This window comes from Tychonema sp. LEGE 07196 (genome assembly GCF_963890365.1).
Classification (GTDB): Bacteria; Cyanobacteriota; Cyanobacteriia; order Cyanobacteriales; family Microcoleaceae; genus Microcoleus.
In genome coordinates this window covers 22,843-39,237 of record NZ_CAWPRX010000204.1, presented here as the reverse complement: position 1 = coordinate 39,237, position 16,395 = coordinate 22,843, and the positions used below count along the sequence as shown (strand labels likewise).

The window sequence follows — 16,395 nt, the reverse complement described above, 5'->3', positions numbered from 1 at the left end:
CCTTCAACCCAACTCAGTCAGAAGAAACCTACTCGATGGTTACAGCTAACCGCTTCTGGAGCCAAATCTTCGGAATTGCCTTCTCCAACAAGCGTTGGTTGCACTTCTTCATGCTGTTCGTACCTGTCACAGGCTTGTGGATGAGTTCCATTGGCATCGTAGGTTTAGCATTAAACCTCCGCGCCTATGACTTCGTTTCTCAAGAATTGCGCGCGGCTGAAGATCCTGAGTTTGAAACGTTCTACACTAAGAACATTCTGATTAACGAAGGTATTCGTGCTTGGATGTCTCCGATCGACCAACCTCACGAAAACTTCATGTTCCCAGAAGAAGTTCTTCCTCGCGGTAACGCACTTTAAAAAAATCAGGATTTGGATTTCAGATTAATTTAAGTTTTTTAAATTCTAATTGGAAATCCAAATACCTGTGCCTCGGGCGATCGCGGTGAACCCCCGATCGCCCGAGGCACAAAAAACCCAAAATCCCAAAACTAACATCGTTGGAGGTTCTACCGCGTGGTAACGCTCTCTAATTCCTATGTAAGCGGTCGCGACCAAGAATCCTCTGGGTTCGCTTGGTGGTCTGGCAACGCTCGTTTAATCAATCTCTCCGGCAAACTGTTGGGCGCACACGTCGCTCACGCTGGTTTGATCGTGTTCTGGGCCGGAGCAATGACTTTGTTTGAAGTCGCTCACTTTATCCCAGAAAAGCCCATGTACGAACAGGGGTTAATTTTGATGCCCCACATCGCTACTTTGGGTTGGGGCGTCGGCCCCGGCGGTGAAGTCATTGATATCTTCCCGTTCTTCGTAGTCGGCGTTCTTCACTTGATTTCATCTGCTGTTCTCGGTTTGGGCGGCATTTATCACGCCGTTCGCGGCCCGGAAGTTCTCGAAGAATATTCTTCATTCTTCGGCTACGACTGGAAAGACAAAAACCAGATGACCAACATCATCGGTTATCACCTGATTTTATTGGGTGGCGGCTGCTTGCTGCTGGTTGCTAAAGCCATGTTCTTCGGCGGTGTCTACGACACTTGGGCTCCGGGCGGCGGCGACGTGCGTATTATCACGAACCCCACTCTGAATCCTGCCGTGATTTTTGGCTATTTGACTCGCTCTCCTTGGGGTGGCGAAGGCTGGATTGTCAGCGTCAACAACATGGAAGACATCATCGGCGGTCACATCTGGCTCGGCTTGATTTGTATCGGTGGCGGTGTTTGGCACATTTTGACCAAGCCTTTCGGCTGGGCTCGCCGTGCCTTAATCTGGTCTGGTGAAGCTTACCTGTCCTACAGCTTGGGCGCTTTGTCCCTCATGGGTTTCATCGCTGCCTGCTTTGTCTGGTTCAACAACACTGCTTACCCTAGCGAATTTTACGGCCCGACGGGCCCGGAAGCTTCTCAAGCACAAGCTTTGACCTTCCTGATCCGCGACCAACGCTTGGGTGCTAACGTCGGCTCTGCACAAGGCCCTACCGGTCTGGGTAAGTATCTGATGCGTTCTCCTACTGGCGAAATCATTTTCGGCGGTGAAACGATGCGTTTCTGGGATTTCCAAGGCCCTTGGTTGGAACCCCTGCGCGGTACTAACGGTTTGGACTTGAACAAAATCAAAAACGATATTCAGCCTTGGCAAGCTCGCCGCGCTGCTGAATACATGACTCACGCTCCTTTGGGTTCTTTGAACTCTGTGGGCGGCGTGGCAACTGAAGTTAACTCGTTTAACTTCACGTCTCCTCGTTCTTGGTTGGCCTGTTTCCACTTCGTGGTGGGTTTCTTCTTCTTGGTCGGCCACTTGTGGCACGCGGGTCGCGCTCGCGCTGCTGTTGCTGGTTTTGAGAGAGGTATCGATCGCGAAAATGAAGCTGTGATGTCTATGCCTGACTTGGACTAATTGATCGAGCTTACGCTGATTTGATGGTCTAGTCAAAAAAAAGCTCCTGCCTTTGGGCGGGAGCTTTTTTTTGAGTCAACATAATAGAATAAAGTTCGGCAGCGAGCAATGTACGGGATGTAACCGATCGATGGATGGAACAAGAAAGAAGCAATAGACTGCATGGCTTTGGGCAATCAAGAACGTCCTAACTCTCAGGGCGCTGTATCGCATAAAAATTGGCGTTGCGGTCGATCGACCGTTTTATAAATAATTATGCAAGTCTTGACACTTGACATTTTTCATGCTTTCGGGTAAAGAGCTTGCAAGGCCGGGTCTACAAAGTTTATATTTAATTAAGGTACAAAAGTTTTAATCGCACAAAATTGAAAAAAGTCATCAGAAGTTGCTGTTTGAAGGCAGCTCGCTAGCGGTACAAAACAAATCGACGATTGTTCTCAGGATATTCATATTTTTTTTTGATTAAATAACTGTGCTTGACAATTTTTTAAACACGCACAAAACTTTTGAGCCACTTACTCTTATTGCTGGGAAAGCAAAAAATTAATAATGGACTCATTAAAAATCGAAAATGTCCAGGTAAGTTACGATCGAGCAAATTTGCTCGATCGCATCGCCAACCGCATTCGCCACTCTCTAGAACTGCCAGAAATTCTCGGTGCCACAGCAGCAGAAGTTCAATCCTTCTTGGGAACAGACAGAGTTAAAATCTACAAATTTCATAGCGACGGCAGCGGTGAAGTGATTGCCGAATCAATTAACGGCAACCGCTTGCCATCTTTATTAGGATTGCATTTTCCAGCAGACGATATTCCCCCTGACGCCCGCCAACTGTTCGCGCAACTACAAGTGCGATCGATCGCCGATATCGATTCCGGGCTGCTCGGCCAAAGTCCCCGCCGCGACCCGGTTTCCGGTCAACTGCTGCCCGACGCAGTGCGCTTTCGGGCGATCGACCCCTGCCACGCCGAATACTTGAGCGCACTCGGCGTCAAGGCTTCCTTGGCAGTACCAATTTTTCACGGCGCAGAATTCTGGGGGTTGTTGGTATCTCACCACTCCGAATCCCGGAGTGTCGCAGAAGACGAACTGCAAGGCGTTCAGATGGTGGCAGATCAGCTCGGCGTAGCCATAGCCCAATCAACCCTCCTCGCCCTCGCCCAAGCCAAAGCTCAGCGGGAAGCTGCCGTGAACCGCGTCACCGCAGCCCTGTACTCCCACCCCGCGATGGAACTGCAAGCCGCTTTGGCAGAATGTGTAGCTGCACTAGCCGGAGCCGGCGGCAGGCTGTGCATTTTCGACAGCAAAATCACCAGTTTAGAGCCCGACTCGAACAATTCCACTCCCACACTCAAAGTCTACACTTGTGGCTCCGGGCCGAGGATGCAAATTTCGGCAAAATACCAGCAGGTAGAGCAATACAGCGTCTGGCACGAATATTTTAAATCCGGCGAACAACAAGTTTGGGCAATTCCCGACTTGTACAAAATTAGCACTTTGAGAAGCCTGCAACCTGCATTTCGATCGACCAAAATTCGCAGCATTTTAATCGTACCGCTCAGAACCAGCCAGCAAATATTCGGTTACTTGAGCATTTTTCGAGAAGAATTTGACACCGAAACTCTCTGGGCCGGACAGTTGGATGCCGACGGGCGGCTCGCCCAATCTCGGATATCTTTTGAAGTGTGGAAAGAGTCAAAAACCGCCCAAGTTCGCCAATGGAATCTTGAAGAAATTGAATTAGTAAAAACTTTTGGCAGAAGTTTTTCTCAGGCGATTAACCACTCACAGCTTCACCAACAAATAGATGAACTTAATGTTAATTTAGAAAATCAAGTTCAAGAGCGCACCGATCAACTGCACCAATTGACCCAACAGCAGCAAGTGCTGTTTGAAGTTGTGGCAAAAATGCGGGAATCCCTAGACTTGAACAGGATTTTTAACACGATGTCCCAGGAAGTGCGACGGGCTTTAAATGCCGATCGCGTTGGGGTTTACAGCTTCGATCCTGCATCGGAATTTAAGGATGGCGAATTTGTTGCCGAAGATGTTTTGCCAGATTTTCTGTCAGCAATGGCAGTCAAAGTACACGATCATTGCTTTGGAGAAAAATACGCCCTGCTCTACTCTCGGGGGCGAGTTCACGCACTACCCGACATCAGACAAGTCGGACTCCCAGATTGTTTTCGGCAAATATTAGATCAATTTCAGGTGAAAGCTACTTTAGTTGCACCGGTAATGAAAGGCAACGACCTTTGGGGGTTGCTGTGCGTACACCAGTGTTCGGCTCCCCGCAACTGGGAATCTTCGGAAATTCAGTTTGTTACCCAAATTTCCGCTCAGCTCAGCATCGCCCTAGAACAAGCAGATTTGCTCGCTCAAACTCAGGAGCAAGCAGTTAATTTGCAGCGGGCAGCCGAGCAGGAGCGGATACTATTTGAGGTGGTTACTAAGATTCGACAATCTCTCGATTTAGATAAAATTTTTCGCACGACAACGACAGAACTGCGGCGGATTTTAAATGCAGATAGAGTTGGAATTTATCGCTTCGATCCTGATTTGAATTTTAATGAAGGCGAATTTATTACCGAAGCTGTTTTGCCAGCTTTTGATTCAGCAATCAATGTGAAAGTTTACGATACTTTTTTTAGCGAAAAGTATGCAAAAAAATACAGTCAGGGACAAATTCAAGTGCTACCAGACATCGAAAATGCGGGACTATCAGACTGCCACACTGCTCTTTTAGCTCAATTTCAAATTAAGGCGCAAATAATTATGCCAATGATGAATGGCAGCGCACTTTGGGGTTTGCTGTGCGTGCACCAATGCGACAGCCCGCGCAATTGGAATACTTCGGAAATCCAATTTGTGACGCAAGTTGGAGCTCAGTTGAGCGTTGCATTAGAACAAGCAGATTTGCTCGCTCAAACGCGGCAGCAAACGATCGACCTCCAGAGGACAGCCGAGCAACAGCGAATACTGTTTGAAGTTGTGGCCAAGATTCGAGAATCTCTCGATATGAACCAGATTTTTCAGACTGCAACCCAAGAACTTTGTCAGTTTATGCAAGTCGATAGAATGGCTGTCTATCACTTTAATCCTGATTGGGGCGGCGAATATGTTGCTGAGTTTGTCAAGGATGGCTGGAAAAAATTGGTAGGGGAAGATATCAATACGGTTTGGGAAGATACTTATTTGCAGCAACACCGAGGCGGCAGGTATCGCAATAATGAAACTCTAGCCGTTGACGATATCTATCAAGCTTGTCACTCGGAGTGTGTCGTCGGTATTTTAGAGCAATTTCAGGTGAAGGCTTATGCGATCGCCCCAATTTTTTTGGGACAGGAACTTTGGGGCTTGCTGGCAGCTTATCAACATTCTGGGCCGCGCTGCTGGGAAAGTTCAGAAGTTAAATTTTTAGCTCAAGTTGCCAATCAGTTAGGTGTAGCTATCCAACAAGCCGATTTGCTGGATCAAACGAGACTACAATCAGCACAAATCGCTCAAAATTTAAAGGATTTACAGCAAGCTCAAGCTCAATTGATTCAAACTGAAAAAATGTCGGGTTTGGGGCAACTTGTGGCAGGCATTGCTCACGAAATTAATAATCCCGTTAATTTTATTTATGGAAATCTCAATCACGCCAGTGATTATACTGAAAATTTGCTGACTTTGCTGGAACTTTACCAGCAGCAATATCCAGATTCTAGTCCTGAGATTGCTGAATTGACCGAAGAAATTGACTTGGAATTTCTGCTGGAAGATTTGCCAAAATTGCTATTGTCGATGAAGGTGGGAGCAGATCGCATCCGTCAAATTGTTCTGTCTTTGAGAAATTTCTCTCGTCTGGACGAAAGTCAAATGAAGGCGGTTGATATTCACGAGGGAATTGACAGCACGCTGTTAATTTTGCAGCACAGGTTGAAGTCTAATCCCGACAGTGAAAATATTTTGCTAGTTAAAGAGTACGGCACTTTGCCTCTGGTTGAGTGTTATGCGGGACAGTTGAATCAGGTGTTTATGAATGTTATCGGAAATGCGATCGATGCTTTGGAGTCGGAAAAGTTGCTTTCTGGTAAATCTGTGACTCCTCAAATTAAAATCTCTAGTGCTGTGGGTCAACTTAATGGCAATGTTCCTAGTGCGGTGATTCTGATTTCTGACAACGGCCCGGGAATTTCGGAATCTATGATACAACGCATATTTGATCCTTTTTTCACCACTAAGTCGGTGGGAAAAGGTACTGGATTGGGACTGTCAATTAGTTACCAAATTGTGGTAGAGAAACACGGCGGTCTTTTTAAGTGTAGTTCTCAATTGGGCAAAGGTACTGAGTTTGCGATCGAGATTCCGATTAATCAGCCGTCATCAGTCATTAGTCATTAGTCATCAGTCATCAGTCATTAGTGTTGTCCTCCCCGAGTTATTGTAGGGTGCGTCAGGGGGCTGAATGTTTTCGTCGCCTACTCAAGGATTCGGGCCCCCTGACGCACCCTACGGTTAGCTAACAGTCCCCTGGCCGCATTATGCAATACGAGGTTGAAGATGTGGGGGATGCGGAAGCATTTGAGGAAGAGTGTGCGGCGTTACCAGATTTTTCAGCAATGTTTGAATCACTTTGAAGAGTTGGTGATATAATAAAAAACCTTCAGCTTAAAGCCGAAGGTTGTCATCAGGGTGCATCTACTTGTTCTATATTCATTGGGGATTGAGTTGGATCAGGAAGAAGTGAGGGTATTGTGGCAAAGATTGCTTAACGAGTAATATCAATAGGTTTAGCGATCGCTGTTTTCTACAGCATTACTTCACCGATAGACTTACGACGCTTGGTGTAGATGGGCTTGTGCGACTGCCCGTGTCTCTCCCTATGATTTGATGCTATCGCAAAGAAGCACGTAGACTTTCAAGTTCATCATCCTGTAAACACCTAAGAAAAGAGCGATACCTGCGCGCATTTGGATGTGGAAGAAAAGCAAAAAATCTTTCATAGTCCCCGATTTTAATGGACTCGGATATCGAAACTGTTGAGGAAATATTGAATTGACTTTGGATCGCTTGGCGCGCAGGAGATCCTAGAACCACAATGACTTTTGCTCTTGATAGTTCTAAAGTCCTCAATAAATAGGCTTTTACGCATTGATCCTGAGCTTGTTCTACGCCAATTTCAGAATGAGATTTGCAATGTACTATTTCGGTGAGAGCATAATCAATTCCTGGATTAACATCCCGTTGCAATAATTCAATCGCACGTTGACGGACTGCTGCCCAAAACTTAACAGCATGGCTATATGTCCCATCCTTCAGCAAGGATTTACCATTGATAATCCAGTCCTTTTGCCCTCCTCCAAAACGATAACTAAAGTAATTGTTTATATCGTTATCTGACCAACACCAAGTGGGGTAGACTTCATCAGAACCAATTGATGGATTTGAACTCAAAAAAAGAATAGGCGCTTGCTCGATCTGCCCACTCCAAGGTTCAGGTATTTGAAACTTGTCTAAATCGAGGGATTTTTGAGAATTAACTATGTCACGGCAGGGATTTTCTGTAGAAGGATCTTCTAGACATTTCCGTGCATGAGGGCAGTGAGTAATTTCATATAACAAACTTTTCTCAGACATTATTAAGGAGGTCTCAACTGAGACAGTCTTTCTTATAGTTTAACAGGGAATCTGGCTGTCTAACGGTTGAGACGAGCCGCAGCAGAAACTTCTGATTCTCAAAGATAACCTCTCGGTGGCTCCATCGATTTGTTGTCTTGCTTAACAAGCACATACCGCTCACTCCCCAATCATCGTCTTTGTGGCGGCTATTTCTTTTGGGCAGTTATTGTAGGGTGCGTCAGGGGGCTGAATATTTTCGTCGCCTACTCAAGGATTCGGGCCCCCTGACTACGATTAGCTTTGTTGATGTAGAGTCTCGGTTTTAACCGCCGAGTCAAGCCCAGTTCGATCGCCCGCGCCTGAACATGGTAAATTCAGTCATACAGGCTGTTTTCAAAATAGCAAACTGAGCGCTTGCAATCGATCGACCCATACGCCATGCCAGATTCCGAATTCTCAGACGATTTAAAATGGACGCCCCAAGCCAAGGCTAAGCTGAAAAATATTCCCTATTTTGTCCGGGGACAAGCCCGCGTCCGCATCGAGCAATTGGCCCGCACCGCCGAAACCGATGTAGTCACAGTTGACTTAGTTGAGCAAGCTCGCATCGAGTTTGGGCAATAAGGGATCGAAATGTACCCTAAAGCTTTAGACTATATATTGCGTTGTAAGGACAAGGATTTAAAAAAGTAGTGCGTAAAATTGTTATAGCTGGCAACTGGAAAATGTACAAAACTAGGGCAGAATCCCTAGAGTTTCTTCAAGGATTCATGTCCTGCTTGACGGAAACCCCAGAGGAACGGGAAGTCGTGCTTTGCGTTCCTTTTACAGATTTGAGCGCCCTCTCGAAAAACCTTCACGGCAGCCGCATCAGACTCGGTGCTCAGAATGTTCACTGGGAAGAGTCGGGAGCTTTTACTGGCGAAATTTCCGGGCTAATGTTGGCAGAAATTGGGGTTCGCTACGTCATCGTCGGCCACAGCGAGCGCCGTCAATATTTTGGGGAAACTGACAAAACGGTGAATTTGCGGCTGAAAGCTGCTCAGAAATACGGCTTAATTCCAATTCTCTGCGTGGGAGAGACGAAGCAGCAGCGGGATTTAGGGGAAACAGAAGCTCATATTTTCTCTCAGTTGGCTGAGGATTTGGTTGGTGTTGACCAAAATAACTTAGTAATAGCTTACGAACCGATTTGGGCGATCGGCACTGGCGATACTTGCGAAACCAAGGAAGCTAACCGAGTTATTGGTTTGATTCGCTCTAAATTGACTAATCCTGACGTGCCGATTCAGTACGGCGGCTCTGTCAAAGGTGAGAATATTGATGAAGTTATGGCGATGCCTGAGATTGACGGAGTTTTGGTAGGCGGTGCGAGTTTGGAAGCTGCGAGCTTTGCTCGAATTGTCAATTATAAATAATTAGTATGTGCTAATTGGTAATTGCTAATTGGTGGTTGTCTGAGGCGTTTTGATGTTGAGAAATGGCAATCTTTACGAGTTACCCCAAAATCTTCCAGTACCCAGTTGATGATGGGGCAACTAACCACCTTTTGGGCTACCAGCTTCTTTCAATTCCCTTGATGTCAACGGCTGGACTTATTTGAGGACGATCAATAATACGACGTTCGAGCGATCGCCTATAATTGTCATGTGCCTTTGAGTATTTCTCCGATCGAGAGAATTGTTCCATGAATGCGATCGTGCAACCCAAACCCGCTTTAGAAGAGTTCCTCAAACTTCCTGAAACTGAACCAGCATCAGAATTTATTGAGGGACAAATCCTTCAGAAACCCATGCCTCAAGGCGAACATAGCATACTTCGAGGCGCACTCTGCGAGACTATCGATCGAGTAGCGCCAACTCGCAAAATTGCTAAGGCTTTTCCCGAATTGCGCTGCACTTTTGGCGGTATGGCGATCGTACCAGATATAGCAGTATTCCGATGGGAAAAAATTCCTTAATCTCACTCGCCATGACACCTAACTCAGCCAAAATTATTATTAGAAATAAAGCTTTCGAGTGGGGAAAACGCACTTATTTAATGGGTGTTTTGAATATTACCCCTGACAGTTTTAGCGATGGTGGCGATTTTTTTACCATAGAATCTGCTTTAGCGCAAGCTGAAAATATGGTAAAATCTGGCGTAGATATTATTGATATTGGCGGTCAATCTACGCGGGCCGGTGCTGCAGAAATATCCTCTTCAGAGGAACTCGATCGCGTGATACCTCTCGTACAAATACTGCGAGAAAAAACCGATGTTTTTGGGTCAGTTCCGATTTCGGTAGATACTACCAGAGCGCTGGTTGCTCGGGCTGCTGTTGAGGCCGGGGCTGATATTGTCAACGATATTTCGGGAGCAACTTTTGACTCGGAAATGCTGTCAACCGTTGCTCAGTTGAAAGTGCCGATAATTTTGATGCACATTCGAGGAACTCCCCAGACAATGCAAAAACTAACTGACTATCAGGATTTAATAGCGGAAATTGGGGAATTTTTAGAGTATCGAATTGCTGCAGCAGTTGCTGCGGGAATTGACAAATCTCAAATCATTATCGATCCCGGTATTGGGTTTGCTAAGACTTCTAGTCAAAGCTTAGAAATTTTGCAACAGTTGCCAAAATTTAGTTTTTTGGACTGTCCCATTTTAGTCGGAGTATCGCGCAAAAGCTTCATCGGTCAGATTTTGCAGCAGCCGGAAGCTAAACAAAGAATTTGGGGGACAGCGGCGGCTTGTACAGGTGCGATCGCAAATTTGGCAGATATCTTGCGAGTTCACGATGTCAGAGAAATGCACGATGTTTGTCTGGTGGCCGACGCTATCTTCAGAAATCAATCTTGAGCGGTTTGAGTATCGATAACTCTGAGATCCCCGCCGTTAACTTCCCTGGGGATATCGGGCATAGAACCCATCAATTCGTTAAGAGCTTCTGTCATGTTTCTCGGATCCATAAACAAAATTTTGGCGTTGTCGCTTTCGCCGAGTTTTTGTTGAGCGTCCAAGTATTTTTCGGTTACTAAGTAATTCAAAACTTGCTTGCTATTGGGATGGGAGTCTAAAGCTTCAACTAAAAGTCTCATATACTCTTTAGTGCCGATCGCCTTATTGACCATTGCTTGCCATTCGCTCTTGGTAGCCCGCTCCAATTCCATAGCTTCTTGCACCCTTTTTGGAGGTGTAATGCTTTGAATTTCTACGCGAATTACTTTAACGCCCCAAGTTTCGGTAGCTTCGTCCAACTTCTTGAGTAACTTTTTATTCATGTCATCTCGGGAACCCAAGATGTCTTGCATGGGTAATCGACCAATTTCGGCGCGAAACGTAGTTAAAACTAAGTTGGCGATCGCATTTTCAATTTGATCGATTCCATAATAAGCTTTCTGCAAATTCACAACCCGCCAATACACAACGGCATCGACTTCAAGGGCCACATTATCTCCCGTGATTGCTGACTGAGGTTTAATATCTAAAACTCGTTCGCGGGTTGTGTCCACGCAGACTACTTTTTCGACCAAAGGACTGATAAAGTGGAATCCGGGCTGGAGGGTTCGCTTGTATTGACCCAAACGTTCGACTAAAGCTTGATCCCCGCCGCTGATTATTTTGACGCTTGAGTTAAGAGTGTAGCCGAGGATGAGCGTAACGAGCATGGTGAGAATAGACGGCCCCATTTCTACTTTCCTGCTAAGGTTGACTGAGAATCGATCGGAAATATAATCTAATTTAACTCAAAATCAGCCGCACAGTGCTAAAATATCACGACTGTTAATAAGTCCTAACAGTTACTCGTATTGCTTCCGACTTAATCTGCCGGACTTAACGTACCCGATTTGACCGCAGGATATCAAAAACACATTTCCACAAAAATGAAAAACGATCGAGAGTTTCGCTTGTTCAAACCTTTGAAGTGGATCGCCCCAAGCATTTTGGCGGGTGCAGGAATCTGCCACATTGCAGTGGCCCAACCGGTACAAGCTGAACCAATCGCCCTGCAACTCTCGCAAAACTTGCAGTCGCAGAACTCGCAGCCACCGCGCCGGGGGCCTGCCGTGCGCGAAGTTATATCCTACGAAATGAAGGGAGACGAACTCAGGATTTGCAAGCAGCAAGGCAATTCCGAGAAAAAGTGCCAAGTTGTAGGTAAAGGCTACACGGTGGCTTTGAGAACTGCCAACGACCTCTACGGTCAAGGAAATCTGGTCAATGCCGAAGTTTTGTACCGACAAATAATCGCTCGCTATCCGAAACAAGCTGATACTTATTATAAGCTGGGAAATCTGCTTTCCGGGCAAGGTAAAATGAGCGATGCGATCGTCCAATTCCAAAAAGCAGTTGAAGTCAACCCGCAGCACGCCAAAGCTTACAACGATTTAGGCGTGGCGATGGCAAGTCAAGGGCAGTTGCCAGAGGCAATTTTGCAGTGGAGACAAGCGGTTAAAATTAACGATCGATATCCCGATGCTTTAAACAATTTAGGAGTCGGTTTGTACCAGCAAGGAGACAAGGAAAAGCAAGCGGAAGCAGTAGCCAGTCTCAAAAAAGCTAAGGAGTTATTTATCAAGCAGGGCAGAACTCAAGCGGCTACTAAAGTCGATCGAATTTTGGAAGAAATGAATTCGCAGTCGAGCGGTTCCTAAAACCGTACCTTGTCCGATCTACCTGGAATTAACCCGGTTCGATAGTTTTGAATGTAAGTTTTGTGACTCTGAAAACTTGGATTCAAAACTGTCGAACCAATCTTAATTATGATCGTCGGCGGATTGAATGTGCGATCGATCTTGAGGTTTCTCCGACTTAAGTAACTACACAAAATTAATTACATAAAGACTCCTTGCTAGGTAAGGCTTTCACGCGAAATCTCGTGTAATTAATTTGGCACGACAACTTATTCAGCCCGCCCTAACTACTGACTAATGACTGCTGACTAATGACTGCTGACTAATGACTAATGACTTCTTAAAGCATTTCCCTCAAAACTTGTAAAATTACATCTCCGTCCACCCGATCGCTCACAGCAGCCTCGCCCAAACGCACCGGCAGCACAAACCGCACCTTACCATCCTGCACCTTCTTATCCAGTTGCAAAGTATTCAAAATCTCCTCAACATCCACACCAGCAGGCAACTTGGCAGGTAAACCCGCTTTTTCAATCAAAGCAGACTGGCGGCGATCGCACTCAGCGTCCCACATACCCAACTCCACAGCCAACCGGCTAGACGCAGCCATGCCAATTGCCACACCTTCCCCGTGATTGATGACCTTGTAATTAGTCAAACTTTCCACAGCATGACCGATCGTGTGACCGTAATTCAAAATCGCCCGCAAACCCGACTCCTTCTCGTCCTTGCTGACCACATCAGCCTTAGCTTGACAAGACCTGCTCAAAATTTCCGCCAACAAATCCGCCTTCACATAGCGCATTTGATCCAAACGCTTGCAATTCTCCAACTTCGCGAAAAGTTCCGCATCCCAAATCACCCCGTACTTAATCACTTCCGCCATCGCCGAACGAAACTCCCGCGCCGGCAGAGTTTTGAGCACATCCGGGTCAATCAAAACCAAACGCGGCTGGTGAAAAGCCCCGATTAAATTCTTCCCCAAAGGATGATTTACCCCCGTTTTCCCGCCAATAGAAGCATCAACCATCGCCAGCAGCGAAGTCGGAACCTGCACCACATTAATTCCCCGCAGCCAAGTCGCCGCAGCAAAACCCGTCATATCCCCAACTACCCCGCCGCCCAAAGCCACCATTGTCGAAGAACGTTCCAAGCGATTGGCCAAAGCCGCACCGTAAATCTTCTGGATCGAATTTAAAGTTTTGTACTGTTCTCCCGGTGGTAAGATGCAGCTACTAACTTCCAGACCTGCAGATTCGAGGGCCGCTGTTGCTCTTTCCCCGTAATGCCGAAAAATCGACTGATTCGAGACCAGCAGCACTTTTTTACCCAAATTTATCTCGCCCATCCGACTGCCGAGTTCGTCTAAACCGCCCGATCGCACGCAAACATTGTAAGATTGCGGCCCCAAGTCAACTTTTATCACTGAGTGCATATTTATTGATTTTAGATATTAGATTATAGATTATAGTTCTTAGTGTATGTCTTCTTATTGATTGTTTGGGAGAAATTGCAATGAGTCTTACCGGAGCAATAGCTTATTTTGGGATTTTCGGCGGCATGGTCGGCTTGGCCACAGTGCTCATGTTTGGTCTGCGGGCTGTCAAACTCATCTAATTTACTAACTTCGATGTAAAAACCAGAACATTAAATTTCTGGTAAAATGTGCGATCGGACGAAGTATTCGTGCAAAAAATCTTGAACTTTTCCTCTAGATTTAGCCCGCCAATACTTCAGTCGATCGCGCAATTCGACAAGAAATTTAACATATAACCTTGCTCAAAAAGATTATATAGAACCCATTTGACATCTTTGAGTTTTTGGGTTTGGTGGCGAGAAATACCGAGAGAAATTCCGTTTCTGAGATTTACGCTCATGGCGAGAAACCGGGTATTCTTGGAGTTTTTGGGTTTGGTGACGAGAAATACCGAGAGAAACCCGGTTTCTAAGATTTACGCAGAATAGATGTCAAATGGGTTCTATATGCTTCGGCTTCGCTGTACAACTTTTAAATTTTTCGGCTTCGCGAACAAAGTCGAAGAACCTATAAATCGTACTCAGCGAAACCTAAACATCTATAATTTCAACTCCTCACCTTTTTGAAAAAGGCTATATTACGGCATACCAACCCTCACATTTTTATAGGAATCAAAATTGTAAACTCCGTTAATTTTCCGGGAATTGAGGAACAATTTAGCTCACCGTGATGGTTGTCGCAAATAATGTGATAGCTAATAGATAGTCCCATTCCTGTACCTTTACCGATTTCCTTTGTAGTGAAAAATGGATTGAATATTTTCCCTTGAATCGATTTTGGTATGCCACATCCATTATCGGCGATCGCAATTTGAATAAATCCATCAACTACAGAGGTCCGAATAGCAATCTGACCTACCTTTGTTTCAAGTTGATTAGTATTTTCTCCATCGCTTCTTTCATCAATTGCATCAATAGCGTTAGCGATAATATTCATAAATGCTTGGTTCAATTGTCCCGCACAGCACTCAACTTTTGGCAGCGCTTCATAGTTTTTGACAACTGAAATTTGCGGGCGGGTAGAAGTAGCATTCAAGCGATGACTTAAAATTAGCAGACTGCTATCAATTCCTTCGTGAATATCGACTTTTTTAAACTCAGCTTGATCTAAACGAGAAAAGTTACGCAACGACAATACAATATTTTTGATTCGGGTAGTGCCGACATTCATAGACTGTAATATTTTGGTAATATCTTTTTTCACAAAATCAAAATCCACCGCCTCTAGTTCAGTTTTAATTTCAGTAGGAGGGTGTGGTAAGTATTTATGATAAAGCTGTATCAGATGCAGTATTACTTGAGTATGTTCCTCGATATGTCTAAGGTTGCCGTGAATAAAACCAATGGGATTGTTAATTTCGTGGGCTATACCTGCCACTATTTGTCCGAGACTGGACATTTTCTCGCTGTGAATCAGCTTTGCTTGGGTTTTTTTTAGCTCAACTAAGGTAGTCTCTGTTGCGATTTGAGCGCGACGGTAAACCTCTTGAGTAACTCGTGTTGCTAATAATTGCTGGAACGTGTAATGATAGATATTAACATTAAGGAGAACAAATAGTGAACCCAGGCAAAATACTAAGCCAATCAAAATAGGAAGGAATTGCCACTGTTGATTAATAAGTAAGAATAAAGCTAGACAATATCCCAGTAGAAAAAACACCATCAAAAACCGCAGTATCTTCCAAGCTAGATAGCCACTGTGTTCTTTTAGTAAATCTAAGATTTTTTGAGTTTTGATGATTGACAAGAGCATAAATCCTGCTCCCAACGCAATCAACAACAATGAAATTAAAAATAAAAAATCTACGTTCATCAATTTAAATTTTCCTTACAAAAAAGCCTATGCTACTTCTTTTTAAAGCAAAAGATATTGGTTTATTTGGTAATTGATAATCGATGTATGTCGCTATTACAATTCACTTTTTTTGATAATTGCTCTAAATGCAATTGATATTTATCTGCCACAGAGCTGTTAATGAGAGCGGAGCTATGTTAATGAGAAAACATCTGCGAAGCTTGGTGAAATTAGCAAAATTAGCGAACCGAATAGTTCTATGTGTAACATTGGCAATCAAAGCATCGCAAGCAAACTGGAAAAAAAATTGAGTGGCTCTCGATATTGTATATGACTTACGCATCAATACCTAAAAAACCGGATTTTTGTCGTTGAAGTAGCCTTTAACGAGAGTAGGGAGCATCTCATTTCTATCGCAAAGCATTTTTTTTCGAGTGCTATCTCGCACAGCACAGCTATCCAAGAGTCGATCGCAACACAGCACTACAAATGCAAAACTACAGATGATCCCCAAAAGTATTTCGGAAAAAACACACAGGTGATGACAGCCGTGGGTAAGTTTTATTATATTTTAGACTCGATTTGTACTCAATCGCTTTCAAATATTTATTAAATTATCTGCGCCCATCTGTGTCTGTACGCGGGAAACCTGCGGTTCAAAGTTATATCTAAATTTATACAACTCAAGTCTTGTGTTTCATTGATTTGCTGATTGATTAAGACCTCCTGAAAAATAGAAATCCATAGACTTAACTTTGTCAATAAGTGGGAGAGCAAAATTATCTATTGATTGCTCTCGCTTTAATCTCAAATAACTTATATTTATCTCAATCTAAAATATCCAACTTGTACAGTCACGCCTTTTAGTGAGAGACTTGTGAGCCTGCGAAGTCGAAGCAAACCGAAGCAAGCTGAAGTTTTTAAAATAGTTAATCGATCGCTCTCGCTT

The 16,395-nt window shown here is 44.7% G+C and carries 11 protein-coding genes and 2 pseudogenes; 9 read left to right on the top strand and 4 right to left on the bottom strand.

Going from position 1 to position 16,395, the window contains the following annotated elements; all coding sequences use genetic code 11:
• The 3 genes and pseudogenes from AACV78_RS25390 to AACV78_RS25380 all read left to right on the top strand — a co-directional run.
• Positions 1-359 (top strand): annotated as a pseudogene (locus AACV78_RS25390) (photosystem II D2 protein (photosystem q(a) protein)); the annotation flags it as partial.
• A gap of 156 nt (positions 360-515) precedes the next feature.
• On the top strand, positions 516-1,895 hold the full coding sequence (gene psbC / locus AACV78_RS25385; RefSeq protein WP_194010180.1) for a photosystem II reaction center protein CP43: 1,380 nt from the start codon (positions 516-518) through the stop codon (positions 1,893-1,895).
• A gap of 549 nt (positions 1,896-2,444) precedes the next feature.
• Complete coding sequence (locus AACV78_RS25380) at positions 2,445-6,281, top strand: GAF domain-containing protein (RefSeq protein WP_194010181.1); 3,837 nt, start codon at positions 2,445-2,447, stop codon at positions 6,279-6,281.
• Between the two features lie 492 nt (positions 6,282-6,773).
• On the opposite strand, the gene AACV78_RS25375 is transcribed toward AACV78_RS25380, so the two are convergent.
• Complete coding sequence (locus AACV78_RS25375) at positions 6,774-7,517, bottom strand: uracil-DNA glycosylase family protein (RefSeq protein WP_194010182.1); 744 nt, start codon at positions 7,515-7,517, stop codon at positions 6,774-6,776.
• Between the two features lie 420 nt (positions 7,518-7,937).
• On the opposite strand from AACV78_RS25375, the gene AACV78_RS25370 reads away from it, so the two are divergent.
• From AACV78_RS25370 to folP, 4 genes and pseudogenes are all read left to right on the top strand, one after another.
• Positions 7,938-8,123 carry a PCP reductase family protein gene (locus AACV78_RS25370; protein ID WP_194010183.1) on the top strand — a complete coding sequence of 62 codons (186 nt, stop codon included), beginning with the start codon at positions 7,938-7,940 and terminating at the stop codon, positions 8,121-8,123.
• A 68-nt stretch (positions 8,124-8,191) separates the two neighbouring features.
• The gene (tpiA, locus tag AACV78_RS25365; protein WP_194010184.1) at positions 8,192-8,917 is read left to right on the top strand and encodes a triose-phosphate isomerase; all 726 of its coding nucleotides are present in this window, start codon (positions 8,192-8,194) and stop codon (positions 8,915-8,917) included.
• A 269-nt stretch (positions 8,918-9,186) separates the two neighbouring features.
• A pseudogene (locus AACV78_RS25360) lies at positions 9,187-9,456 on the top strand (Uma2 family endonuclease); the annotation flags it as partial.
• 14 nt (positions 9,457-9,470) lie between these two features.
• Positions 9,471-10,340 carry a dihydropteroate synthase gene (gene folP / locus AACV78_RS25355; RefSeq protein ID WP_194010210.1) on the top strand — a complete coding sequence of 290 codons (870 nt, stop codon included), beginning with the start codon at positions 9,471-9,473 and terminating at the stop codon, positions 10,338-10,340.
• Here folP and AACV78_RS25350 read toward each other — a convergent pair.
• The gene (locus AACV78_RS25350) at positions 10,331-11,170 is read right to left on the bottom strand and encodes an SPFH domain-containing protein (protein WP_194010185.1); all 840 of its coding nucleotides are present in this window, start codon (positions 11,168-11,170) and stop codon (positions 10,331-10,333) included. The two genes, folP and AACV78_RS25350, sit on opposite strands and share 10 nt — an antisense overlap.
• Before the next feature lie 195 nt (positions 11,171-11,365).
• Here AACV78_RS25350 and AACV78_RS25345 point away from each other — a divergent pair, with 195 nt between their 5' ends.
• On the top strand, positions 11,366-12,136 hold the full coding sequence (locus tag AACV78_RS25345) for a tetratricopeptide repeat protein (RefSeq protein ID WP_194010186.1): 771 nt from the start codon (positions 11,366-11,368) through the stop codon (positions 12,134-12,136).
• Between the two features lie 319 nt (positions 12,137-12,455).
• Here the strand turns inward: AACV78_RS25345 and aroB are convergent, their stop codons facing one another.
• Positions 12,456-13,550 carry a 3-dehydroquinate synthase gene (gene aroB / locus AACV78_RS25340; protein ID WP_194010187.1) on the bottom strand — a complete coding sequence of 365 codons (1,095 nt, stop codon included), beginning with the start codon at positions 13,548-13,550 and terminating at the stop codon, positions 12,456-12,458.
• A gap of 80 nt (positions 13,551-13,630) precedes the next feature.
• Here aroB and petL point away from each other — a divergent pair, with 80 nt between their 5' ends.
• Positions 13,631-13,732 carry a cytochrome b6-f complex subunit PetL gene (gene petL, locus AACV78_RS25335; RefSeq protein WP_194010188.1) on the top strand — a complete coding sequence of 34 codons (102 nt, stop codon included), beginning with the start codon at positions 13,631-13,633 and terminating at the stop codon, positions 13,730-13,732.
• Positions 13,733-14,246: 514 nt separating this feature from the next.
• On the opposite strand, the gene AACV78_RS25330 is transcribed toward petL, so the two are convergent.
• Complete coding sequence (locus tag AACV78_RS25330) at positions 14,247-15,464, bottom strand: sensor histidine kinase (protein ID WP_194010189.1); 1,218 nt, start codon at positions 15,462-15,464, stop codon at positions 14,247-14,249.
• Positions 15,465-16,395: the final 931 nt, after the last annotated feature.

What these genes read in the sequence shown, in the direction of transcription:
- AACV78_RS25345 (WP_194010186.1), top strand. Translation starts at nt 11,366, where the DNA reads ATGAAAAACGATCGAGAGTTTCGCTTGTTCAAACCTTTGAAGTGGATC.
- aroB (WP_194010187.1), bottom strand. Translation starts at nt 13,550, where the DNA reads ATGCACTCAGTGATAAAAGTTGACTTGGGGCCGCAATCTTACAATGTT.
- petL (WP_194010188.1), top strand. Translation starts at nt 13,631, where the DNA reads ATGAGTCTTACCGGAGCAATAGCTTATTTTGGGATTTTCGGCGGCATG.
- AACV78_RS25375 (WP_194010182.1), bottom strand. Translation starts at nt 7,517, where the DNA reads ATGTCTGAGAAAAGTTTGTTATATGAAATTACTCACTGCCCTCATGCA.
- AACV78_RS25330 (WP_194010189.1), bottom strand. Translation starts at nt 15,464, where the DNA reads ATGAACGTAGATTTTTTATTTTTAATTTCATTGTTGTTGATTGCGTTG.
- AACV78_RS25380 (WP_194010181.1), top strand. Translation starts at nt 2,445, where the DNA reads ATGGACTCATTAAAAATCGAAAATGTCCAGGTAAGTTACGATCGAGCA.
- AACV78_RS25370 (WP_194010183.1), top strand. Translation starts at nt 7,938, where the DNA reads ATGCCAGATTCCGAATTCTCAGACGATTTAAAATGGACGCCCCAAGCC.
- folP (WP_194010210.1), top strand. Translation starts at nt 9,471, where the DNA reads ATGACACCTAACTCAGCCAAAATTATTATTAGAAATAAAGCTTTCGAG.
- AACV78_RS25350 (WP_194010185.1), bottom strand. Translation starts at nt 11,170, where the DNA reads ATGGGGCCGTCTATTCTCACCATGCTCGTTACGCTCATCCTCGGCTAC.